Genomic DNA, 21,551 nt, shown 5'->3' with positions numbered 1-21,551 from the left:
GACACTGAGGAACGTAGATGACCACCCGTCACACCGTGGCGCCCAAGGGTCAGGGCGGCCGGGGCGCGTACCGGACCATCGGCGAGGCGATACGCGCCGCCTCGCCCGGCGATCTGGTGGTGATCGCCCCCGGCACCTGGACCGAGAACCTGGTCCTGGACCGCGCGGTGGTGCTCACGGCGGAGCACGGCCGGGGCAGCGTCGTGATCGCGGCGCCGCCGGGGGATGCGCCCGCGGTGACCGTGGACGGCCCGGACTGCGCCCTGCACAACATCACCGTGTGGGGCTCCGACGCGGGCCGGCCCGCCGTGAGTGTGTCCCCCGGGGCCGGACTGGTCCTGGAGGAGTGCTCGGTGGAGGGCGGCCGGGTGCAGGCGAAGGGCCCGGACGACGAGGAGGGCGGTACGACGGCGGTCGTGCTGCGCCGCTGCCGTCTGGAGGGCGCCCGGCTGGCCGGCCTGCATCTGGCGGGGGGCGTTCGTGCGCGTGTGGAGGACACGGCGGTCACCGGCGTCGACGGCACCGGCGTGGTGCTGTCCGGCACCGCGAGCCTGGACGCCGTGCGGCTGCGGCTGGAGCGCACGACCGGGTCCGGGGTGCGGCTGCGCGGCCGGTCCCGGCTGCGGCTGACCGACTCGGTACTGGCGGGAAGTGGCCGGGCCGGCCTGCTCCTCGAGGACGCCACCGAGGCCACCGCCGGGGAGTCGCGCATCGAGACGCCCGGCGCGGCGGGGGTGCATCTGACCGGTTCGGCGCGTGCCGAGCTGACCGACTGCAAGATCCGCGGGGCGGCCGCCAGCGGGCTGGTGGTGCAGGAGACCGCGCGGCTCAGCGCGTCCGGCTGCTCGGTGGCCGACGCGGGCGCCAACGGGCTGCTGGTGACGGGAGCGGGCGAGGCGGACCTGGCGGACTGCCGGATCGACCGCAGTGCCTTCAGCGCGGTCCACCTGGCCGGTACGGCCGTGGGGCGGCTCGCCGACTGCCGGGTGCGCGGCGGTTCCGAGCACGGTGTGCACGCCACGGGCGAGGCCCGGATCGAGCTGACCGACTGCGGGATCATCGACGTCGCGATGACCGGGGTGAGCGTCCTGGAGCGGGCGGTGGCCGTGCTCACCGGTTGCCGGGTCGCCGGGTCCGCCGCCGGCATCGGCATCGGCTCGCCCACCGGCAGCACGGTCGCCGACTCCACGGTGACCGGCACCAGGGAGATCGGCGTCCAGGTCGCCAAGGGCGCCGCCGCCTCCCTCGCCGGGATCCGGATCAGCGGCGCCGGGGCGGCCGGGCTGGTGGTCGACGAGGGCGCCGAGGCGACGGTGAACGGCGGCTGGGTCGAGGACTGCGCGGGCTCCGGTGCCGTCATCTGGACCGGCGCGAGGCCGGAGATGACCGGGCTGCACATCGACCGGCCGGGCAAGAACGGGGTGTTCCTCGCGGAGGGCGCGGGCGGCACCTTCACCGGGCTCGACGTCACCCGCGCCGGCTTTCCCGCGCTGCATGTCGCCGCGGGGGCCGACCCGGTGTTCCGGCACTGCCGGGTCCGTGACTGCGCCGAGGCGCTGGGCACCGACGAGGGCGCCAAGCCGGTCCTGGAGGACTGCACGGCCGACGGCGTCCCGCTGACCTTCGGCACCCCGGCCGCGGCCCCGGCGCACGGCACCCCCGGGACGGCGCCTTCCCCCAGGACCGCGAAGTCCGCCGCCGACGACACGGAGGAACCGGCGGAGGAGAACCTGGAGGACCTGCTCGGCGAACTCCACGAACTGGTCGGCCTGGACCGCGTCAAGCAGGACGTCGGCTCCCTGGTCAAGCTCATGCAGACGGTCCGCCGCCGCGAGGAGGCCGGGCTGCCGGCCCCGCCGCTCAGCCGCCACCTGGTGTTCGCCGGCAACCCCGGCACCGGCAAGACCACCGTCGCGCGTCTCTACGGCCGTCTCCTCAAGGCGCTCGGGCTGTTGCGCCGGGGCCATCTGATCGAGGTCGACCGTACGGCGCTGGTGGGCGAGTACGTCGGCCACACCGGCCCGAAGACCACCGCCGCCTTCAACCGGGCGCTGGGCGGGGTGCTCTTCATCGACGAGGCCTACTCGCTGGCCCCGGCGCTGGCCGGCAACGACTTCGGCACCGAGGCCGTGGCGACCCTGGTGAAGCTGATGGAGGACCACCGCGACGACGTCGTGGTCATCGCCGCCGGCTACCCCGGTGACATGCACCGCTTCATCGGCTCCAACCCTGGCCTCGCCTCCCGTTTCGGCCGCACCCTGCTCTTCGAGGACTACGAATCGGCCGAACTGGTCTCGATCGTCGAGTTCCAGGCCGGACAGCACCGCTACGAACTGACGCCCACGGCCCGCACCGAACTCCGCGCCCTCTTCGAGGCCATGCCCCGGGGCGAGGGCTTCGGCAACGGCCGCTCGGCCCGGCAGATCTTCCAGGAGATGACCGAACGCCAGGCCCAGCGGGTGGCCGAGCTGACCGCCCCGACCTCGGAGGAGCTGATCAGCCTGGAAGCCCACGACCTGCCCCACCCGGCCGCACACTGACGGCGCGGGCCCCGGACCCGGCAGGCGTCAGAGCGTCGCCGCCCAGCCGTCCACGGTCGTGACCTCCGCCTGCTTGGGGAACACCTTCTCGGTGAGCACCCGGTGCACCTCCGGGTCGGAGTCGAGGCAGCCGTCGGACAGGACGGTGAGTTCGAAGTCGAGGTCGGCGGCCTGACGCAGGGTGGACAGCACGACACCGCTGGTGGCGATGCCGGTGAGGACGAGGTGATCGATCTCGCCGGCCCGCAGCACCAGGTCGAGGTCGCTGCCGGCGAAGGCGCTGACGCGGCGCTTGGTGACGACGGTCTCGCCGGGTGCGGGTGCCACGTCGGGGTGCACCTGCGTGGCCGGGGCGTCGCCGGCCAGGCCGGCCGCGCGGCTCGGCATGGCGCCGAAGATCTTGTTGCGGGCGCTGATCTCCGGGTATCCGGGGCGGAAGCCGACGACTACGTAGATCACCGGGACCCCGCCGGCGCGGGCGGCGTCGATGGCCTTGGCGAGACGCGGCAGGTAGTCGTCGGCGTCGAACCGGTCGGTGACGACCTGCTGGACGTCCATGACGAGCAGAGCTTGCTCAGGCACCGTCGATGTTCCTTTCCCACGGCCCCGTTAGTCATCAAGCGATTACTTGGTAACGTAGCCCCGCCCCAGGACCAAGTCAACGCACGATTACTTACCGACGGGCCCCTCCCGGGCCGCGGGAACGTCCATGAGAGGAGCCGACGTGTCAGCGGACGAGGCACCCTCGCAGCCCGATCACGCCGATCCCGCCGATCCGGCCGGCGGACGGCGGCGCAGGGACGCGGCGGCGACGCGCCGGGCGCTCCTCCTGGCCGCCCGCACCCGGTTCACCCGGCTCGGGTACGACCGTACGACGCTGCGGGACGTCGCGGCGGACGCCGGGGTCAACCTGGCGCTCGTCAAGCGGTACTTCGGCTCCAAGGAGGGCCTGTTCAAGGCGGCGCTGGCGTCGACGCCCCGGTTCCTGGGCGGTCAGGAGGAGTTCCCGCACGGCCGGGACGCCCTGGCCGAGGCGCTCAGCCGTCAGCTGGCGGCCGGGGCGTGGGCGGAGTTCGGCGAGCATCCGGTGCTGATGCTGTTGCGGGACTCCGGTGACGAGCAGGTGGCCGAACTGCGCCGGCGGGCGCTGGAGGAGTTCGGCCGGCAGGTGCTCGAAGCGTCGGGTGCCGCATCGGCACCCGACGCCCTGCTGCGGGCGGAGCTGCTGGTCGCACTGGGGGTGGGCGTCGCGGTCGTACGCTCGGCGGTCGGCCTGCGGCCACTGGCCGAAGCGGCCCCCGACGACCTCGTGGACCCGCTCCGCGACATCGTGGCAGCCCTGTTCGGCGGCAACCCGACGGACTGACCGCGGGCCGCGGCCCGGTCACTCGGGCCAGGCGGAGCCCTTGATGACCTCGACGAAGTCGCCGCGCCGGAAGCCGGGGACGTAGTGGGCCAGTACGTCGGCCTTGACGTTGCCGAAGGTGGTGTCGGGGCGGTCCTGGATGCCCTCGGTGAAGGCGGCGAGGATCTGGTTCTTGAAGTCCGGGCGCGGGTGCGCCGCGACGACCGCCGTCCGCTGCTCGTCGCTCACCTCGTGATAGCCGATGCCCAGGACGTCCAGCTCGACCCCGCGGGTGACCAGGGCGATCTCGGGTGCCATGTGCAGCGGGATCTCCGGGGTGGTGTGCAGGGCGATGCTCGTCCAGACCCGGTCGGCGGGCTCGCCGGTGATGCCGTGGGCGTGCAGGAACGTGCGGGCCTCGTCGGCGCCGTCGATCTCGAACCGCTGGTCGGTGCGGCGCAGGCTCTTGGTCAGCCCGAGGTCGTGGAACATCGCCCCCACGTACAGCAGCTCGGGGTCGAAGGACAGTCCCAGGGCCCGGCCGCGCAGCGAGCCCCACAGGAACACCCGCCGGGAGTGGTCGAACACCAGCGGAGTGGCGACGTCCCGCACCATCTCGGTGGCCTCCCGCACCAGGGCGGTGTCCGGGATCCGTACGCCTGCGATCTCTTCGCTCATCCTTCTCAGCCTCCATGTCGGATCGGTGGTGTGCCTCCAGGGTTCTCCGGGCGGCGTACGCTGGGCCATGTCTCTGCCGCCAGGAAAACCACGGATTCGGACATGACGCATCGGGTGGGCTTTGTGGTCTTCGACGGGGTGACCATGCTCGACGTCAGCGGTCCGTCGGAGGTGCTGCACCAGGCGGGCCGCCTCGCCGACCCCTATGAGCTGGTCCTGGTCTCACCGGAGGGCGGCACGGTCACCACGTCCGCCGGACTGGCGCTCGCCGGCACGGTCCCGGCGGCCGACGCCGGCCCCCTCGACACGCTCCTGGTCGCGGGCGGCGACCGGCTGGCCGAGCGGCCGATCGAGGAGGAACTGCTGGCCACGGCCCGCGAACTGATCGGGCGGGCGCACCGGGTCGCCTCGGTGTGCACCGGCGCGTTCGTGCTGGGCGAGCTGGGCCTGCTGGACGGCCGCCGTGCGACGACCCACTGGCGGCACGCGGCCGCGTTCGCCCGCCGATACCCCCGGGTGCGGGTCGAGCCGGACGCCATCCACATCCGCGACGGACGGTACGTCACCTCGGCGGGCATCAGCGCGGGCATCGACCTCGCCCTCGCCCTGGTGGAGGACGACCACGGCGCCGGCGTGGCCCGGAACATCGCCCGCGAACTGGTCGTCTTCATGCAACGCCCGGGCGGGCAGTCCCAGTTCTCCACGGCCATCACCACCCCTCCGGCCCGCGGCGACCTCCTGCGCACGCTGGTCGCGTCCGTGCTCGCCGACCCGACCGCCGACCACAGCCTGCCCGCCCTGGCCGCGTCGGCCGCCGTGAGCGCCCGCCATCTCACCCGGCTGTTCCGCGCCGAGCTGGGCACCACACCCGCGCGCTGGGTCGAGCGGGTCCGTCTGGACCGTGCCCAGCAACTGCTCCTGGAAGGCCACAGTGTCACCTCGGCCGCGCTCCACAGCGGCCTGGGCACCGACGAGACCCTCCGCCGCGCCTTCGCCCGCCACCTGGGCACCACCCCGACCCACTACCGCAGCCGCTTCGGCACGACCGGCGGCGGCCGGGAGACGGACCTGCGGATCCCGAGCGGGTAGTCACAGGTGGATCGGCAGGTGGCGGGGGCCGCGCAGCATGGCGTTCTGGCGGTAGGGAGGCGGGTCCTGGACCAGGCTCGCCGTGCCGAGCAGGGGGAGCAGTGCGCCGAGCGCGGTCTGGGCTTCGATGCGGGCGAGCGGTGCGCCGTAGCAGAGGTGGATGCCGTTGCCGAAGCCGAGGTGCTCGTTGTCCGGCCGGGTGGGGTCGAACCGGTCGGGATCGTCGAACCGCCGGGGGTCGCGGTTGCCCGAGGCCAGCACCAGGATGACGGAGGTGCCCCGGGCGAGCGTGGTGTCGCCGACGGTGATGTCGGTGAGCGGGACGCGCTCGCGCATGTGGACCGGGGGTTCGTAGCGCAGGAGTTCCTCGACCGCTCGCGGCAGCAGGCCGGGGTCGCGGCGCAGGTGGTCCAGGTGCTCGGGCCGGCGCAGGAAGGTGAGCACCCCGTTGGTGATGAGGTTGACCGTCGTCTCGTGTCCGGCGATGAGCAACAGCACGGCGGTTTCCGCGAGTTCCTCCTGGGTGAGCCGCAACGCCGGGTCCGGCTCGTTGACGAAGGCGGAGAGCAGGTCGTCGCCCGGGGCGTCGCGGCGCCGTTCGGCGAGGTTCACGAGATACCCGCCCAGCTCGATCCGTGCCTGGTCGCCCGCCTCACGCTTCCCCGCTGAGCCGTCCTCCTCGGGCTTGAGGTCGGCCGCCTCGACCAGCACGTCGGACCAGGCCCGGAAGAGCGGCTCGTCCTCGCGCGGCACGCCGAGCAGGCGGCAGATCACCGTGACGGGCAGCGGGTAGGCGAAGTCGTCGACGAGGTCGATCTGCCGGCCCGACTCGAAGGGCTCCAGCAGTTCCCGGGTGATCCGGTCGATCTCGTCACGCATGGCGTCGACACGGCCCGGGCTGTGGGGCGGTCCGAAGGGCCGCATGGCCAGCGTGCGCAGCCTGTGGTGTTCCGGGTCGTCGAGCCGCAGGAACGGCGGCTTGTGCGTCACCTGGCCGCGGATGCGGGGATCGGCGCTCATCCGCGGGTCGTGGAGCAGGGCGGCGATGTCGTGGTAGCCGCCGACCAGGAAGCTGCCGTCCGCCTGCCGCACCACGGGTCCGGCCTCCCGGAGTTCCGCGTACAGCGGGTAGGGGTCGGGACGGCTGGCGTAGTCGGTGATCCGTGTCAGCAGGGTCTCGGAGTCCATGGTGGCTCCTCGTGGTGGGAGTCGTGGACGGACGCGGGTCAGCGCGTCGGCGGCACCACGGTCAGTCGGCGGTCGGGCAGGTATCCGGTGAGCGCCACGGTGGGGCCGTGGGACAGCACGGAGGGATCCGGTACGTCGGACGGGACCGGGACGTCGGCCGCGAGCGCCCGGTCCGCCGCGCCGGGCGGGGGCGGGAACGGCGCGGCCGCCTCGATCATGTGCCGGTAGTAGTCGAGCGACTTGGCCATGTCGACGGTGACCGCGGCGGTGACCCGCCCCTTGTAGCCGTAGACCATGACCAGGCGGCGCGCCTCCAGCGAACCCTGGGCGATGACCACGTGGTCGGAGTAGGTCGGCACGCCCACCGACTTGATGTTCAGCCCGAACTGGGTCGACCAGAACGTCGGGATGGCCAGGTGGGGTCGTTGCAGCGGCCCCGGGTTGACCATGTTGTGGGCCGCCACCGCGGCCTGTTCGACCGCGTTGCCCCAGTGTTCCAGGGAGAGCATCTGGTAGCCGAACAGCGGATGGGGGAAGCGGGAGACGTCACCGGCCACGAAGACGTCGTCGGTGACGATGCCGTACATGGTGAAGGCGCGGCAGCCGGCGTCGCAGGCGATCCCGCGCGGGCCCGCCGCCAGTCCGGACTCGGCCAGCCACTCGACGTTGCGGACCGCGCCCAGCGCCACGACGCAGACGTCGGCGTCGACGCGGCTGCCGTCGGACAACTGCGCGCCGGTGAAGACGCCGTTCCCGTCCCCGTGCAGGGCGGTGACCGTCACCCCGGTGCGCAGGTCGACGCCGTGGTTGCGCTGCATGGCGGCCGCTAGCTTCGCCAGGGTGCCGCCGAGGGCGCCCACCAGTGGCGCGGGGCCGCGTTCGGCGACGGTGACCTCCAGTCCGCGTTCCCGGCAGGCGGAGGCGATCTCCGAGCCGGTGAAGCCGCCGCCGATGACCAGCACCCGTTCCGGCCCGGCGGCCAGCCGCTCGGCCAGTCCCTCGCCGTCCTCGCGGGTGCGCAGGGTGAACACCCCGTCCAGGGCGCCTTCCTCGGCGTTGGGCCACGGCCGTGCGCGGGTGCCGGTGGCGATCAGCAGCCGGTCGTACGGGAGCGACTCGCCGTCCTCCAGCAGCACCTGTTTCGTGAGCAGGTCCACGCCGGACGCGCGTACCCCGAGCCGCCAGTCGGCGTCCGGATCGCGGCGCATCGGCAGGCCGGTGGTGTCCGCCGTCGCCTGCCCTAGCAGTACCTGCTTGGACAGCGGCGGCCGGTCGTAGGGCGGGTGGGGTTCGTCGCCGACCACGGTCACCGAGCCGGTGAAGCCCTCGTCGCGCAGCCCCTCCGCGGCTCTCAGCCCCGCCAGTGACGCGCCGACGATGACGGCACGGCCGTCCTTGAGGTCACCGGGCACCGCCGCTCACCTCTTCCCCGAGGAGGATCGCCTGCACCGGGCACGCGGCCGCGGCCTGGCGCACCCGCTCCACCTGGTCGTCGGGGACGGCCGTGGCATACAGCAGCCCCTCGTCCCCGTGCAGCTCGAACACCCGCGGTGCGAGGAAGACGCACTGTGCATAGCCCTGGCAGCGTGTGAGGTCCACAACGGTCTGCATCCCACCACTTCCTCCGTTGCCGCACCCCCCTCGTGCCCGCCCCTCGTCTCCAGCATGGAGCCAGACCGAGGCTCCCGCACGCCACACCGCCGGCTCCACCGGACGCATCGCCCGGGTACGGCCCTTCTCCCACTCGGCCGGGCCGGCCGGCGGCTGCTTCCGGTGGACGCCATTCCGTTTCACCGCCCGAGAGGGGGTACTCGGACAATGCACGGTTTCCCATGGGGACTAGGACGGTGAACGATGATGTCCGGACAGCAGAAGGCCAAGGGAAAGATGGAAGAGGCCAGCGGAAAGGCCAAGGAGACGGTCGGCCAGGCCGTGGGCAACGAGCGGATGACGGCCGAAGGCCAGGCCAAGAAATCGAAGGGTGCGGCGCGTCAGGCCAAGGAGAAGACGAAGGACATCTTCAAGCACTGACAAGTCCGGCGCCGAGCGGGATCCCGTGTCCGGGATCCCGCTCCTTCGTGCGCTGCCGGGGCGCCCGGTGACCGGCCCGTTCCCTGTCCCTCCCGGGAGCCGAGGAGACCAAGGGCGTCCGCCATCCCGCCGCCGAGCCCGTTGTCCGCGCCTCGACCGACTTGGTGGTGCCGCCGGCACGGCGGAAACGCTCGACCAGGGCGCCGCGGGGTGGGTTCAGGCCCGGGGCTCGTCGCGCGGGTGGTCGTGCTGGAGGAGGAAGGCGAGCAGTTCGGCGACCGGGAGGCCGCCTTCCGCCGGGTGACGGAGACTGGTGTCCGGCTGGATGCGGTAGCTGTTGCTCCGGCCGTCGCGGGTGTGGGTCAGATACCCCTCGGACTCCAGATCGGTGATGATCTTCTGGACCGCCCGCTCGGTGAGCCGGCAGCGCGCCGCGATGTCGCGGATGCGGGTGGAATGGTCCTCCGCGATGGCGACCAACACGCGGGCGTGATTGGTGAGAAACGTCCAACCGGTGTGTGGCTCTGGTGCCTCAGCTACTTGCCCCATGCCTCCCAGGCTAGACGTGTTGTTCACGCATTCAAAAGACTGAAACTCTTTTCCGGTATCTCTTGACGTGTAATCGGCCGGTGGGTGAGTCTTGTGGAGAGCTTGTGCCGTCGTGTGGAGGCAGCCATGCAGCAGCGGCGAATCCCGCACCCTGCCGGCGCCGTGGATGTGAAGGCAGCCGGAACCCTGGCGGTCGCGATGCCGTACGAACCCGAGGTGAGCACGTGGTCGTACGACGGCACCGTGACCGTCGTGATCCGCGGCGAGCTGGATATCGCCGGCGAGCAGGTACTGAAGCGCGCGCTCAAGGACGCCGTGAACCGGTGCCGCGACCACGTGGAACTGGACCTGGGCGGAGTCGAGTTCTGTGACTGCTCCGGGCTGAATGTGCTGCTGGCCGCGCGGCGACAGGCCGCCGGGCAGGGCAAGACCCTCAGCGTGGGGGCGGTGGGCCCGGTTGTGAAGAATCTCTTGATCAAGACGGGAACGTGGCCGTTGTTTACGGGTACCTGGGCGGCGAAGGACGCCCGGAGCGGGGAGACGGAGGACGCCCTGAGCGACGACGAGATCAAGGACGCCCTGGGTGAGGACGACCTTCTGGCCGAGGTCGCTCAGCTACGACGGGCCATGCGCACGCGCCCGGCCATCGACCAGGCCACAGGCGTTCTGATGGCGACGTTCTCCCTCAACGCACAGGACGCGTGGGCCGTGCTGGTCACGGTCTCCCAGAACACGAACACCAAGCTGCACCACATCGCCGAGGAGGTCCTGGCAGCCCTGCAGGGCGGCTCACTGCCCGACAGCCTGCAGACCCATCTGGCCGCCGCCGTGAGCGCGCTCCGCGCCGGGGAGGGCAGCCCCTCCGGATGACAGGGCCGCGTGGGGCGGGCGAAGACGCGCACGGGGCGAAGGGCAGGGCCGAGCCGGGCGGGTGCCGGGATGCGACGGTTCGAATCCGCGCGCATCCCTTCCCGCACGGCGGTGACAGCGGCTCAGTCCTCACCCCGTACGACGTTCCAGTCGTCCCCGCGCCGGGGCCGGCCCGCGTCGCGGTCGATCGTGGCACGCACCCAGGTGCGTATGCCCTTCCCGCGCAGGCGACGCGCCTTCGCCCAACCCGTTTCGGATACGCGCTCGCTGCCCGTCTTCATGACTTCCATGGTCACGGCTTCTCATCTTCTCTCTGCCCCGGCCCGTTCCGGCCCGGTCGGTAGCCACTCTCCGTCGTCTCCCCCCGTACGCTTCACCCCGGCCGAGTCCCCACCCGACCCGGCCGGAAACGCTGGTCCAGACCGCGGGGGCCGGGCAGCGTACGCGGAGCGGGCTGCGGCCCGCCGAGAGCGGACGACGAGGTCGTGACCGAGGGCGGCGAACCCGCGGGAACCCCTGACGGCCCGTCAAGCCCGAACCGGCTTGGCGCGCCACCCGGTAGCGGAGGCAGCCGACTCTCGAAGGACCAGCACGGCGGGTTCCTCAGTCGGACGAGGTGGCCGGACGGCGGGACAGGGCCGTTGCCGGGGGGTGCGTCACCAGTTCCACCAGGCGTTCGGCCAGGTCGTCGTCGAGTGACGACCCGATCATGAGTCGGCGGTAGAGGATGGTGCCGGCCCACAGGTCCTGCACCAGTTCGGTGTCGAGGTCGGACGGAAGGTCCCCCCGCTCCATCCCCCGGCGCAGCACGACGTCGATGTTGTGCCGCTTGCGGCGCAGGAAGGTTTCCCGGAAGCGGGTCATGAGCTCAGGGTGGGGCAGCAGGCCGGCGGCGAGCGCGGGCAGGGACGCGGCCAGGTCCTCGTCGGCGTAGTTGCGGATCGTCATGTCGACGGCCTGGCGCACTTCCGCGCGGGTGTCGCCCTGGTCGGGAATCTCCTCCGCCCGGAACACCTCCGCGAGCGCGTCGGCGACGAGCGCTTCCTTGTTCGGCCACCAGCGGTAGATGGTCGACTTGCCGACGCCCGCGGCCGCCGCGACCCCCTCGATGGTGAGGGTGGAGTAGCCCTGCTCGGTCAGCAGCGCCCTGGTGGCGTCGAGGATCTTGGGGGCCGAACGCGGGGTGGCCGCCGGATCCGAGGTGAACGCGAGTCCCATGGTCGCAACGATACGTACCGTTTCGTTTTCGGGTCAAGTCGTGTTAGCGTCCAGACGTCCGATTGAAACGGTACGTATCGTATCGGTCCTGGAAGGGAAATCTGCCATGAAGGGTTACACCCTGCCTCTGTCTCCCCGCGGCACCGCCAATCTGGCGCCGACCCCGCCGTGGCACTACGCCGGAACCGTCGTCGGCGTCGAGTTCTTCACCGACCCCGCAGCGGCCGAGGCGGCTCTCCCCGAGGGCCTCGTGCTCGACCCGGACACCCCCGGACGTGGCGTGGCCATGTTCATCGACTGGCAGTACTCCGCCACGGGCCAGGAGTACCTGGACCCCGCCCGTTCCCAGTACCGGGAGTTCCTCACCACCCTCGACGCGCGCTTCGACGACCTGTCCGTCGCCTGGTGCCCGTACATCTACGTCGACAACGACGCGGCCATGGCCCGCGGCTGGGTCCAGGGCTTCCCCAAGAAGCTCGGCGTCGTCCACCAGACCCGTGCCTACCCCCTCGGCAACCCCGCCACCCCGCGGGTCGGCAAGGGCGGTCAGTTCGGCGCGACCGCCTCCACCGCCGGCCAGCGCATCGCCGAAGCCCGCGTCACCCTCGAACAGCCCCTCGGCGATCCCGCCGCCCTCATGAACCGCCCCGTGGTCAACCTCCGGCACTTCCCCAGCCTCGCCGCCGGGCAGCACGACAAGCCTGCCGTTCACGAGCTGGTCCTCGCGCTCCTCGACGACGTGAGCATCACGGAGGCCTGGATCGGCACCGGCGAACTCGACTTCCTCCCGGCCCGCGGGGAAGAGCTCGCCGACCTCCCCGTCCGGCGGACCGGCAAGGGCTTCCGCTTTCACCTCGCCTACTCCGTCAACGACCTCAGGACCCTCACGGACTACGGCAACTGACCGCTCGCCACAACAGCCCGGGGGCGCCCCGGCGCAGCCGGGCACCGGTCCGGGTTCCGCGCCGGGCCACTCCCCCGGCCGGGCACGGAACCTCGCGAGTGCGTCGGGCCCAGGCCCCGAGCAGACGGCGCTCCGAGCCGGCTCCCCCATCTCCGACTCACCCCCGACCCACCCCCGACCCACCCCCACCGGAGACGACATGCCCCTCTACACCTGCACCACCGCGCAAGGCACGCTGACCAAGGAGACCAAGGCCGCGCTGGCCACGGAGATCACCCGGATCCACACGGCGGTCAACCATGTCCCGCCGGCCTACGTGAACATCGTGTTCCCGGAGCTTCCGCGGGACAACGTGTTCGTCGGCGGGGCCCCCGCGACGCCAATCCTGCTCAATGGCTGGGCGCGACGCGGTCACCCGCAGGAGAGCACGAGCCGGCTCGCCCTGGAACTCGCTGCGGCCGTCGCACGGATCGCCCGGGTGGATCCGGAGTCCGTGCTGGTGGTCATCCAGGACAGCCCCGCCCGCTCGGCCGTGGAGGGTGGCCGTCTGCTCCCCGAGCCGGGCCGCGAGTCCGAGTGGACGGGGGCGCACGACCAGGACACGGAGTCACCGGTGGACGACCCCTCTGTGGAGACCCCTGATCCCCGCGGCGATGCCGGCCACCACCACTTCGGCGAGCCGCTGCCGACGCTGACGGGTTCCGTGCTCCGCGCCGACTTCACCCTGGGCGACCGCACGGACGCGGCACCCCCGTCGTCCACTCCACTCCCACCGCCTGCTGTCGCGGGCCATGGCGATTCCGGTACGGAGCAATGCGATAGGAAAGTGGCTGCCGTTGGACGAAGGGACGAGACGTCGTGGACGTGTACGAGGCCGTGAACAGCCGCCGGGCCGTAAGGGCGTTCAGCCCTGAGCCGGTACCCAAAGAGGTACTGGAACGGGTTCTGGCCACGGCGGCCCGGGCTCCGTCGAGCGGGAACCTGCAGCCGTGGCACGTATACGTCGTGACCGGCGCCCCCTTGGCCGAACTGAAGAGACGTGCGACGTCAAGGGCGCTGGCGGGGGACCCGGGTGACGAGCGGGAGTACCCGATGTACCCGGCCGAACTGGTCTCGCCGTACCTGGACCGTTTCTCCGCCGCGGCCGCCCAGCGGTACGAGGCACTGGGAATCGAGCGCGCGGACCCCGCCAGGCCCATGAAGATCGCCGCCCGCAACTCGGCGGCGTTCGGGGCTCCGGTCGTCCTGTTCTGCTACCTCGACCGGACGATGGGGCCCGGTCAGTGGGGGGATGCGGGGATGTACCTGCAGACGGTCATGCTCCTGCTGAGGGCGGAAGGACTGCACAGCTGCCCTCAGGTGATGTGGACGATGTATCGCAGGACCGTCGCCCAGGCAGTCGGGGCCGATGACGGACTCGTACTGTTCTGCGGTGTCTCGGTGGGCTTCGAGGAGGAAGGCGCACCACAACTGCGCACCGGACGGGCGGACATGACGGAAACAGTGAACTTCGTCGGAATGTGATCAAAGATCGGCCTGTTGGCGGGCCTGGGAGAGGACCGCGAGCAGGTGACCAGGGCGCTGCACCGGCTGGTGGAGGCCATGGAGTCGCAGGTGGGGCACCGCTGATCCCCGCCGACGGGCACGGCTGCGAGGGCACCTCCATCGAAACCCATGTCCACCGCCCGCCTCAGGCCGCGCTCGTCCCGTCCTCCGCGGCAGCGGCGGCCAGCACGGCCGTCAGCAGGCCGGGAAAGCGCCGCTCCATCTCGTCGGCGCGGAGCGTGTTCATCTTGGCCGTCCCGACGTAGTACTGCCGGATCACGCCGGCCTCGCGCAGCACGTTGAAGTGGTGGGTCAGCGTCGAGAGCGACACCGGCGCCTCGAACGTCCCGCAGCTCAGGTCCTCGCCGGCGCGGGCGAGCTGCGCCACCACCAGGCGCCGTACCGGATCCACCAGCGCCTCCAGCACCTGCTGGAGCGAGACCTCCGACAGCTCGGGGTGCTCCACTGTGCGTGCGGCGGTACGGGGGCGGGCCACGGTGGCTCCTCGGGACGGCTTCGGGACGGTCACGTCATAGTACGACCGTCATCGAAACCACCGGCGGGCCCGAGATCATTCCTCAGAGCCCTGTGACACCGGCCCGTCGGCCTTCAGGAGCCGGAATTCCGCCAGGTCGAAGCGGTGCCCGTTGACCTGGAGCTGCACTGCGTGGGCGCCCGGATAGTAGACGCGCGTGGTGATGGGGCGGAACGAGTGGCTTCGCGTCACGTCGGCCGACTCCCCGGGGGCCAGCTCGCGCTTGGCGAGCTTGAACACCTTCGGCGCCAGCTTCCCGTTCGCCTTCAGGTGGTGGACGACATAGTCGACGGCGAGGGACACCGCCTTGCCCGAGACGTTGGTGATGCGCGCGGTGAAGACCAGATTTCCGCCCAGGGGGACCTCGCTCTCGTCCAGCAGCGGACCCACCACCTTCAGGTCCTCGCCGCCGCCGTGGAACCCGACCAGCTCCAGGGCGGCCGGGTCGCCCTTCTTGACGAGGGTGCGCATCGCGTGCCGGACCAGGGCGGAAGTGGTGGGCTCCGGCTTCCGCAGCCAGCGGGCGGCGGCCTCGGCGGCCAGTCCGGGATCGAGTCGGGAGATGTCGTTGAGGTGGTTCGCCACCGAACGGCGCACGTCCTGCGAGGCGTCGGCGTACAGCCTGTCCAGCAGGGGCACCGTGACTCCGGGGTCGCGGTTGAGGGCGGGCACCTGCCGGGCCCAGGGGAGTTTGGGGCGGCTGCCCTCGCTCGCCAGCCGGCGCACGGCCGGGTCCGGGGAGTCGGTCCAGGTCAGGGCCGTGGCGAGAGTACGGTCCAGGTCCGCGTTGAGGAAGGTGCGGAGCGCGAACTCGCTGGTCAGGCGGGGCGTGAGCCGCGCCAGCAGGTCCAGTCCGTCGTCGAAGTGCCGGTCGGCGCCGGAGGTGGTGGCCGCGGCGGCCACGGCTTCGGTGACCGGCCAGATCATCCAGCCCGTCAGATCGGCACGGGCGAGGGTCCCTCGTACCGCCCGGGCCAGCTCCTCGTAGTCACCGCCGCAGTCGGCCAGGAGCGCCTCGGCCACCGTCCGGGCCCGCTCACTGAGGCCGAGCGGTCCGAGCAGTGCCGGGCTGTCCGCGACGGCTTGCCAGCGTGACGTACCGGGGGCGGTCTCCCGGAGGATGACAGCCAGACGACGGATGCTGTCGGGACTGATCAGCTCGTCCGCGGTGGGCATGCTTCCTCCAGAAGGCGTTTTGCCGACCGGCGACGCGGGGCGCGCGGCGCCGAGGGCGGAGCGGGTACGGCCTGACCGTGCGGCCGTGGCTCTCCGAAACCGTACAACTCCGTTGCCCCGGCCGGTCACGGTCGCTAGGGTCGGCCGGGTGACTGCCGGGTCGGCCATGGGCCATGCACGAGTGAGGTTCCCGGCCTCGGCGTGAGCCCGAGGCGGGCCAGGGGCCCGCCCGTCCTCTCCGCGTCTTCGCTCCCGGCGCCCGTACCCCCCGTATGCGGCGCCCAGCCCGAGCAGATCCCGAGACCGGAGACTTCCTTGACCTCTGAACAGCAGCGCCCGCACGACCGGACGCACCCTCACGCATCCGAGCCGCCGACGGGCGCCGTCCAGCTGAACCACACCGCCGTCTACGCCAGCGACCGCCACCGGTCCGCCGAGTTCCTCGCCACCGTCCTGGGCCTGCGGGTCGGCGCCCCGCTGGGGCCGTTCCTGCCCGTCGACCTCGGCAACGGCGTGACGCTCGACTACTACGAGAAGCGGGACGAGCCGATCCAGTCCCAGCACTACGCCTTCCTCGTGCCCGAGGAGCGGTTCGACGGCATGATCGCCCGGCTGGAGGCGGACGGCGTCACCTACTACGCCGACCCCCACCACACCCGGCCCGGAGGCGTGAACGGCCTGTTCGGCGGCCGGGGCGCCTACTTCGAGGACCCGGACGGCCACAACATGGAGATCATGACCCGGCCGTACGTCCGCCCCTAGCGGACCCGTGCTGGGTGTCCGTGCCGTCGTCGTCCCGTACGACGGCACGGACACCCGGCACCCGGGCCCCGGGGCCCGCCGTCAGAGGTTGATCATGTGTCCGGCGAGTCCGTGCAGGGCGTCCTGGACCGCCTCGCTCAGGGTGGGGTGGGCGTGGACGTTGCGGGCTAGTTCGGTCACCGTGAGGTCCCACTTCTGGGCCAGCGTCAGCTCGGGCAGCAGCTCGGTCACGTCCGGGCCGATCAGGTGGCCGCCGAGGAGTTCGCCGTAGCGGGCGTCGCTCACCAGCTTCACGAACCCGACCGTGTCGCCGAAGCCGTGGGCCTTGGCGTTGGCCATGAAGGGGAACTTCGCCACCCGCACGTCGAAGCCCTCGGCGCGGGCCTCCGCCTCGGTCCAGCCGAAGCTGGCGATCTGCGGCTGGCAGAACGTGGCCCGGGGGATCATGCGGTAGTCCAGCTCCATGGTCTCCGCACCGGCGATGGCCTCGGCGGCCACGATGCCCATCGCCTCGGCGGTGTGCGCCAGCATCAGCTTCGCCGTGACGTCACCGATGGCGTAGATGTGCGGCTGGCTGGTCCGGCAGTACCCGTCGACGTCGATGGCCCCGCGCTCGGTGAGCCGTACCCCGGTGGCGGCCAGTCCGTAGCCGGCCGTGCGCGGCTGGAAGCCGGTGGCCTGAAGGACCTTCTCCGCCTCCAGGACCTGTTCCGTGTCGCCCTTGCGGACGGTCACGCGGACGTTCTCCTCGGTCTCCTCGATGGCCTGCACGGCCGTCGAGGTGAGCACGCGGATGCCCTGCCGTTTGAAGCGCCGGGTGAGTTCGGCGGAGACCTCCTCGTCCTCCAGCGGTGCGATCCGGTCCAGGAACTCCACCAGCGTGACCTCGACGCCGTACGACCGCAGCAGATAGGCGAACTCGACGCCGATGGCGCCGGCACCCGCGATGACCAGGCTGGCGGGGAGGCTGTCGGAGAGGATCTGCTCCTCGTAGGTGACCACCCGCCGGCCCAGGCTCGTGCCCGGCAGCAGTTTCACGGTCGAGCCGGTCGCGATGATGCAGGAGCGGAAGGAGAGTGTCGTCTCGCCGTCCCGCATCCGCACCTGGAGGGTGTGGGGATCGAGGAAGGTGCCCTGTCCCTCGAACTGCTCGATCTTGTTCTTGCGCATGAGGAAGCCGACGCCCTTGACACGTCCGTCGGCCACCACCCGGCTGCGTTCGTAGGCGGCGCGGTAGTCCAGGTCCACCGCACCGCTGATCTTCACGCCGAACTTCTCCGCGTCGTGCAGGATCAGCTGGGCCACCTCTGCGTTGCGCAGCAGCGCCTTCGCCGGGATGCAGCCGATGTTCAGGCAGACACCGCCCCAGAACCGGCCCTCCACGATGGCGGTGCGCAGGCCCAGCTGGGCGGCCCGGATCGCGGCCACGTAGCCGCCCGGCCCGGCCCCCAGGACGACGACATCGAAGTCGGTTTGCATGGCTCCACCTCACCATTGGGTTGAGTCGGTCCGCTGACTCCACCGTCGCACGATCAGGCGGCGCCGTAGATGAGATCGAGCGGCCCGGACAGGGCGGCGCGAACCTTCCGGGTCGTCTCGTCGACCAGCACTTCGGGCTCGTCACGGGCGATGGCGTCCATGGTCTGCGCCGCCACTTCGGCCGGGTCGATCTTCGGACCGGCGATCTCCGTGGTGGCATCGGTCTCCACATAGCCGACGTGCACACCGACGACGAGGGTCCCCTGGTCCCGCAGGGCCAGGCGCAGCGCGTTGGTCAGCGACCACTGAGCGGACTTCGACGCCGCGTAGCTGGGGAACCGGCTGTTCGCCCGCCAGGAGGCCACGGACAGCATGTTCACCAGGGCTCCCCCGCCGTTGGCCGCGAGGACCGGCGCGAAGGCCCGGGAGACGGCCCAGGTGCCGAGATAGTTCACCTCCAGCTCCCGCCGTGCCCCGTCCAGGGAGCCGTGCTCCAGCAGCGGCGGCCCACCCTGGATGCCCGCGTTGTTGATCACGATGGTGGCGTCGGACGCCGTCCGCGCGGCGGCCTCGACCTGGTCGCCGTCGGTGACGTCGAGGCGCAGCGGTTCCAGTCCCGGCTCGGCGAAGTCCTCCGGCCGGCGGACGCCCGCGTACACCTTGGCCGCGCCCCGGGCCAGCAGCGCACGCGAGAACGCCAGCCCGATCCCCCGGTTCGCTCCGGTCACCAGCGCGACCGATCCCTCGATCCTCATGGTCGGACACCTCGTTCCGCCGCAGGAAAACCGTCATGACCAGTCAAAGCGCAGTGGGCAGCGCTGTCCACGCGGCTCGTGCGCGGTCGGTCGCCGGCAAGCCGATACGAGACATCATCGACACCATCGTCAGCTGAGTTTTCTCATGAGACTCGTTATCGTAAGGACATGAAACGGACGTCGTTCGCCAAGTGGCCGTGCTCCATCGCACGGACCGTCGATCTGCTGGGTGACCACTGGACTCCGCTGGTGGTGCGGGAAGCGTTCTACGGGATCCGTCGCTTCGACGAGTTCCAGCAGGAACTGGGCATCGCCCGCAACACGTTGACCGACCGGCTGCGTCATCTGGTCGACGAGCGGATCCTGGAGAAGCGGCTGTACGAGGCCGAGCCGCCGCGCTACGACTACGTCCTCACGGAGAAGGGGCGGGACCTGTTCGCGGTGCTCGCCGCGATGTCCGCGTGGGGCGACCGCTGGCTGGCCGGGGAGCGCGGGGTCCCCGTGGTGTTCCATCACGACGCGTGCGACCACGACACCACGGCCGAGGTGGTCTGCGCCCAGTGCCGGGCCCCGCTGCGGGCGGAGGAGACCTCGATGCGGATGGGGCCCGGCTATCCCGAGCGGCTCAGGCAGCGGCCGGATGTCCGACGGCGGTTCGGCACCGACTGAGCACGCACTCCCCCTTGACAGGCAGAGTCTCATAAAGCAACTCTGATGGTCAGACCCTTGACGGCGAGGAGGCCGACGACCTTGGAGTGGACGGGCGCACGCTACACGGACAAACCCACGGTCGAGGTGCGGACCTGGATCGACGCCCCACCGGCGAAGGTGTGGGCCCTGGTCAGCGACATCGAACTGATGCCGGACATGAGCGAGGAACTCCGGTCGGTCGCCTGGCTGGACGGCGCGGCCGGGCCGGCGGTGGGCGCCAGGTTCGTCGGCCGCAGCGAGCACGAGGCGTTCGGCAGGTGGGAGACCACGTCGCAGGTGATCGAGTGCGAACCGGAGGCGGTGCTCGCCTGGGCCGTGCAGGACCCCGCCGAACCCTCCGCGGTCTGGCGGTTCCGGCTGCGCTCCGAGCACGGGGGGACCGAGTTGTCGCAGTGGATGCAGCTGGGACCGGGTCGTTCGGGGCTGTCCGTGGCGATCGACCAGATGCCCGACAAGGAACAGAAGATCGTGTTCGTACGGTTGCGGGAGTTCGAGCGGAGCATCACCGCCACCCTCGCGCAGATCAAGCAGCGGGCGGAGGCGTGATGCGGACGGCCACCACGATCGAGGCCTCGGGCGGCGAACACTGGTCCCGGCTGGGCGACTTCGTCGTCGAGGCGGAGAAGCTGGGCCTGGACATCTGCTGGGTCGCCGAGGCCTGGGGCTCCGACGCCCCCTCCGCGCTCGGCTACTACGCCGCGCTCACCGAGCGGATGCTGCTCGGCTCGGGTGTCATGCAGCTGGGCACCCGGACCCCGACAGCCGTGGCCCAGACGGCCATCACTCTCTCCAACCTGTCCGGCGGGCGCTTCCTGCTGGGCCTCGGCGCCTCCGGCCCACAGGTGATCGAGGGACTGCACGGCGTGCCCTTCGCCCGGCCGCTGCGGCGCATGCGCGAGACGGTGGAGATCGTGAGGCGAGTGCTCGACGGCGGCCGACTCGCCTACTCCGGCACCGAGTTCAACGTCCCGCTGCCCGGCGGCGAGGCCGTACCCATGCGGCTTTCGATGCGCGCCGAGCACGAGATCCCGGTCTATCTCGCCGCCCTGTCCCCGGCCATGCTGCGGCTGACCGGTGAGGTCGCCGACGGCTGGCTGGGCACCAGCTTCGTGCCCGAGGGGGCCGCCGACGCGTATTTCTCCCACCTCGACGAGGGCCTGGCCCGCAGTGGTCGCAGCCGCGCGGACCTGGACGTCTGCCAGGGCGCCGAGGTCGCCTTCGCGCCCGACGAGGAGGCGCTCGGCGCGATGGTCGCCGGCCGCAAGAAGGAACTCGCCTTCAGCCTCGGCGGCATGGGGTCTGCGTCCACCAACTTCTACAACGGCGCCTACAGCCGCCAGGGCTGGTCCGAGGTCGCCGCCGAGGTGCACGAGCGCTGGCAGGCGGGTGACCGGGACGGCGCGGCCGCCCTGGTGACCGACGAGATGGTGCTGGGCACGACGCTGATCGGCACGGAGGCCATGGTGCGCGAGCGACTGGCCGTCTGGCGTGACGCCGGCGTGGACACGGTCCGCCTCTATCCGGCCGGGGAGAACCTGGAGGACCGGCTCACCACCCTGGGCAGGGCGATCGAGCTGGTCCACGAGGTCGGCGGGGCCGCCTGAGCCGACGGAGTCACGGGGCGCCGACCCGGGGCCCGTCGGCATACCGGCCGCTGTCCGGTTGCCCGAGGCCCGCTGCCCCACCCTGATCGAGCAGAACATGACCGTCGCCGCCGGCAAGGACGCCCGGCACGGCGGGTGACCCATCCTCGCCCCATCGTCGGAGGTCCTCACACCGAGGGCCTCCGACTGTTGCGTCCGGGTTTTTGACCGCATTCCCAGAGCCCCTCGCCCGATATACCGCGCGCATTCCGGGATTCCAAGGAAAACGACAGAAAATTCGCACCCGCCGCCGAGCTGGGCCGATGAGACGATCTCGCCGCCTGCAATCTTAGATCTCGCGCCGCCTCCGTTGACGGTCTCTCACCCCGATGCGACGCTCACGGCGCACCCGCACAGCAATGCGTTCTCCTTTCCGGTCCCGTGAGACCGACCGCCCGCTCGACCCGCAATTCCCAGCCATATACCGCCGGGTCGAATCCGTCCGGTCAATTGATTCCGGCCGGAGGAGAGATGTGTGACGCCGCCCATTGAAAACCGGACAGAGAACCGGCGGATCGCCCTCGTGGCGCCGG

The 21,551-nt window shown here is 71.4% G+C and carries 24 protein-coding genes; 12 read left to right on the top strand and 12 right to left on the bottom strand.

The annotated features are described in order from the left end of the window. The first annotated feature begins 17 nt into the window (after nt 1–17). A complete protein-coding gene (locus tag ACWDGI_RS09820; RefSeq protein ID WP_450757150.1) occupies nt 18–2,540 on the top strand; it encodes a right-handed parallel beta-helix repeat-containing protein in 2,523 nt (840 codons plus the stop codon). Nucleotides 2,541–2,567: 27 nt separating this feature from the next. On the opposite strand, the gene ACWDGI_RS09815 is transcribed toward ACWDGI_RS09820, so the two are convergent. After that, nucleotides 2,568–3,122: a cysteine hydrolase family protein gene (locus ACWDGI_RS09815; RefSeq protein WP_450757148.1), complete on the bottom strand. Its 555-nt coding sequence runs from the start codon at nt 3,120–3,122 to the stop codon at nt 2,568–2,570. A gap of 142 nt (nt 3,123–3,264) precedes the next feature. Here ACWDGI_RS09815 and ACWDGI_RS09810 point away from each other — a divergent pair, with 142 nt between their 5' ends. Then, on the top strand, nt 3,265–3,906 hold the full coding sequence (locus tag ACWDGI_RS09810) for a TetR/AcrR family transcriptional regulator (RefSeq protein WP_450757146.1): 642 nt from the start codon (nt 3,265–3,267) through the stop codon (nt 3,904–3,906). Between the two features lie 18 nt (nt 3,907–3,924). On the opposite strand, the gene ACWDGI_RS09805 is transcribed toward ACWDGI_RS09810, so the two are convergent. Next, a complete protein-coding gene (locus ACWDGI_RS09805; RefSeq protein WP_450757144.1) occupies nt 3,925–4,563 on the bottom strand; it encodes an HD domain-containing protein in 639 nt (212 codons plus the stop codon). Between the two features lie 102 nt (nt 4,564–4,665). Between ACWDGI_RS09805 and ACWDGI_RS09800 the strand changes: the two genes are divergently transcribed. Then, nucleotides 4,666–5,652, top strand: coding sequence for a GlxA family transcriptional regulator (locus ACWDGI_RS09800; protein ID WP_450757142.1), 987 nt, complete (start codon nt 4,666–4,668; stop codon nt 5,650–5,652). On the opposite strand, the gene ACWDGI_RS09795 is transcribed toward ACWDGI_RS09800, so the two are convergent. From ACWDGI_RS09795 to ACWDGI_RS09785, 3 genes are read right to left on the bottom strand one after another with little or no spacing between them, the layout of a single operon-like run. Continuing rightward, on the bottom strand, nt 5,653–6,840 hold the full coding sequence (locus ACWDGI_RS09795; RefSeq protein WP_450757140.1) for a cytochrome P450: 1,188 nt from the start codon (nt 6,838–6,840) through the stop codon (nt 5,653–5,655). A gap of 38 nt (nt 6,841–6,878) precedes the next feature. Then, the gene (locus ACWDGI_RS09790; RefSeq protein WP_450757138.1) at nt 6,879–8,252 is read right to left on the bottom strand and encodes an NAD(P)/FAD-dependent oxidoreductase; all 1,374 of its coding nucleotides are present in this window, start codon (nt 8,250–8,252) and stop codon (nt 6,879–6,881) included. Continuing rightward, nucleotides 8,242–8,451 carry a ferredoxin gene (locus ACWDGI_RS09785; RefSeq protein WP_450757136.1) on the bottom strand — a complete coding sequence of 70 codons (210 nt, stop codon included), beginning with the start codon at nt 8,449–8,451 and terminating at the stop codon, nt 8,242–8,244. Before ACWDGI_RS09785 ends, ACWDGI_RS09790 begins: the two co-directional genes overlap by 11 nt. 246 nt (nt 8,452–8,697) lie before the next feature. Here ACWDGI_RS09785 and ACWDGI_RS09780 point away from each other — a divergent pair, with 246 nt between their 5' ends. After that, nucleotides 8,698–8,871 (top strand): CsbD family protein, encoded by a 174-nt coding sequence (locus tag ACWDGI_RS09780; RefSeq protein WP_450757476.1) that lies wholly within the window; start codon nt 8,698–8,700, stop codon nt 8,869–8,871. Between the two features lie 216 nt (nt 8,872–9,087). Here the strand turns inward: ACWDGI_RS09780 and ACWDGI_RS09775 are convergent, their stop codons facing one another. After that, nucleotides 9,088–9,420, bottom strand: coding sequence for a helix-turn-helix transcriptional regulator (locus ACWDGI_RS09775; protein ID WP_450757134.1), 333 nt, complete (start codon nt 9,418–9,420; stop codon nt 9,088–9,090). Nucleotides 9,421–9,546: 126 nt separating this feature from the next. Here ACWDGI_RS09775 and ACWDGI_RS09770 point away from each other — a divergent pair, with 126 nt between their 5' ends. After that, nucleotides 9,547–10,290 carry an ANTAR domain-containing protein gene (locus ACWDGI_RS09770; protein ID WP_450757132.1) on the top strand — a complete coding sequence of 248 codons (744 nt, stop codon included), beginning with the start codon at nt 9,547–9,549 and terminating at the stop codon, nt 10,288–10,290. 122 nt (nt 10,291–10,412) lie between these two features. On the opposite strand, the gene ACWDGI_RS09765 is transcribed toward ACWDGI_RS09770, so the two are convergent. Further along, a complete protein-coding gene (locus tag ACWDGI_RS09765) occupies nt 10,413–10,586 on the bottom strand; it encodes a hypothetical protein (RefSeq protein ID WP_450757501.1) in 174 nt (57 codons plus the stop codon). Nucleotides 10,587–10,893: 307 nt separating this feature from the next. Then, the gene (locus ACWDGI_RS09760; protein WP_450757130.1) at nt 10,894–11,508 is read right to left on the bottom strand and encodes a TetR/AcrR family transcriptional regulator; all 615 of its coding nucleotides are present in this window, start codon (nt 11,506–11,508) and stop codon (nt 10,894–10,896) included. A 106-nt stretch (nt 11,509–11,614) separates the two neighbouring features. Between ACWDGI_RS09760 and ACWDGI_RS09755 the strand changes: the two genes are divergently transcribed. The 3 genes from ACWDGI_RS09755 to ACWDGI_RS09745 all read left to right on the top strand — a co-directional run bounded on the left by ACWDGI_RS09755 (nt 11,615) and on the right by ACWDGI_RS09745 (nt 13,936). Then, entirely contained in the window at nt 11,615–12,412 is a 798-nt protein-coding gene (locus ACWDGI_RS09755; RefSeq protein WP_450757128.1) for an acetoacetate decarboxylase family protein, read from the top strand. Between the two features lie 199 nt (nt 12,413–12,611). Then, nucleotides 12,612–13,292, top strand: coding sequence for a tautomerase family protein (locus tag ACWDGI_RS09750; RefSeq protein ID WP_450757127.1), 681 nt, complete (start codon nt 12,612–12,614; stop codon nt 13,290–13,292). Further along, entirely contained in the window at nt 13,271–13,936 is a 666-nt protein-coding gene (locus ACWDGI_RS09745) for a nitroreductase (protein WP_450757125.1), read from the top strand. The genes ACWDGI_RS09750 and ACWDGI_RS09745 overlap by 22 nt, the downstream gene beginning before the upstream one ends. Before the next feature lie 166 nt (nt 13,937–14,102). Here the strand turns inward: ACWDGI_RS09745 and ACWDGI_RS09740 are convergent, their stop codons facing one another. Both ACWDGI_RS09740 and ACWDGI_RS09735 read right to left on the bottom strand, forming a co-directional pair. Next, entirely contained in the window at nt 14,103–14,453 is a 351-nt protein-coding gene (locus ACWDGI_RS09740) for an ArsR/SmtB family transcription factor (RefSeq protein ID WP_450757123.1), read from the bottom strand. Between the two features lie 75 nt (nt 14,454–14,528). Beyond that, on the bottom strand, nt 14,529–15,668 hold the full coding sequence (locus ACWDGI_RS09735) for a DNA alkylation repair protein (protein ID WP_450757121.1): 1,140 nt from the start codon (nt 15,666–15,668) through the stop codon (nt 14,529–14,531). A gap of 315 nt (nt 15,669–15,983) precedes the next feature. Between ACWDGI_RS09735 and ACWDGI_RS09730 the strand changes: the two genes are divergently transcribed. Further along, nucleotides 15,984–16,430 (top strand): VOC family protein, encoded by a 447-nt coding sequence (locus ACWDGI_RS09730; RefSeq protein WP_450757119.1) that lies wholly within the window; start codon nt 15,984–15,986, stop codon nt 16,428–16,430. Nucleotides 16,431–16,511: 81 nt separating this feature from the next. Here ACWDGI_RS09730 and lpdA read toward each other — a convergent pair whose 3' ends face one another. After that, nucleotides 16,512–17,909 carry a dihydrolipoyl dehydrogenase gene (lpdA, locus tag ACWDGI_RS09725; protein WP_450757117.1) on the bottom strand — a complete coding sequence of 466 codons (1,398 nt, stop codon included), beginning with the start codon at nt 17,907–17,909 and terminating at the stop codon, nt 16,512–16,514. A 53-nt stretch (nt 17,910–17,962) separates the two neighbouring features. Next, entirely contained in the window at nt 17,963–18,664 is a 702-nt protein-coding gene (locus tag ACWDGI_RS09720) for an SDR family oxidoreductase (protein ID WP_450757115.1), read from the bottom strand. Between the two features lie 168 nt (nt 18,665–18,832). On the opposite strand from ACWDGI_RS09720, the gene ACWDGI_RS09715 reads away from it, so the two are divergent. From ACWDGI_RS09715 to ACWDGI_RS09705, 3 genes are all read left to right on the top strand, one after another. Continuing rightward, entirely contained in the window at nt 18,833–19,333 is a 501-nt protein-coding gene (locus tag ACWDGI_RS09715; protein WP_450757113.1) for a winged helix-turn-helix transcriptional regulator, read from the top strand. 81 nt (nt 19,334–19,414) lie between these two features. After that, on the top strand, nt 19,415–19,921 hold the full coding sequence (locus tag ACWDGI_RS09710; RefSeq protein ID WP_450757111.1) for an SRPBCC family protein: 507 nt from the start codon (nt 19,415–19,417) through the stop codon (nt 19,919–19,921). Then, nucleotides 19,921–20,979 (top strand): LLM class flavin-dependent oxidoreductase, encoded by a 1,059-nt coding sequence (locus ACWDGI_RS09705; RefSeq protein ID WP_450757109.1) that lies wholly within the window; start codon nt 19,921–19,923, stop codon nt 20,977–20,979. Before ACWDGI_RS09710 ends, ACWDGI_RS09705 begins: the two co-directional genes overlap by 1 nt. The last annotated feature ends 572 nt before the right edge of the window (nt 20,980–21,551 follow it).

The organism is Streptomyces sp. NPDC001220, assembly GCF_053597895.1.
The sequence above is the reverse complement of the archived record's forward strand: the minus strand, read 5'-3'. Positions and strand labels throughout refer to the sequence as shown.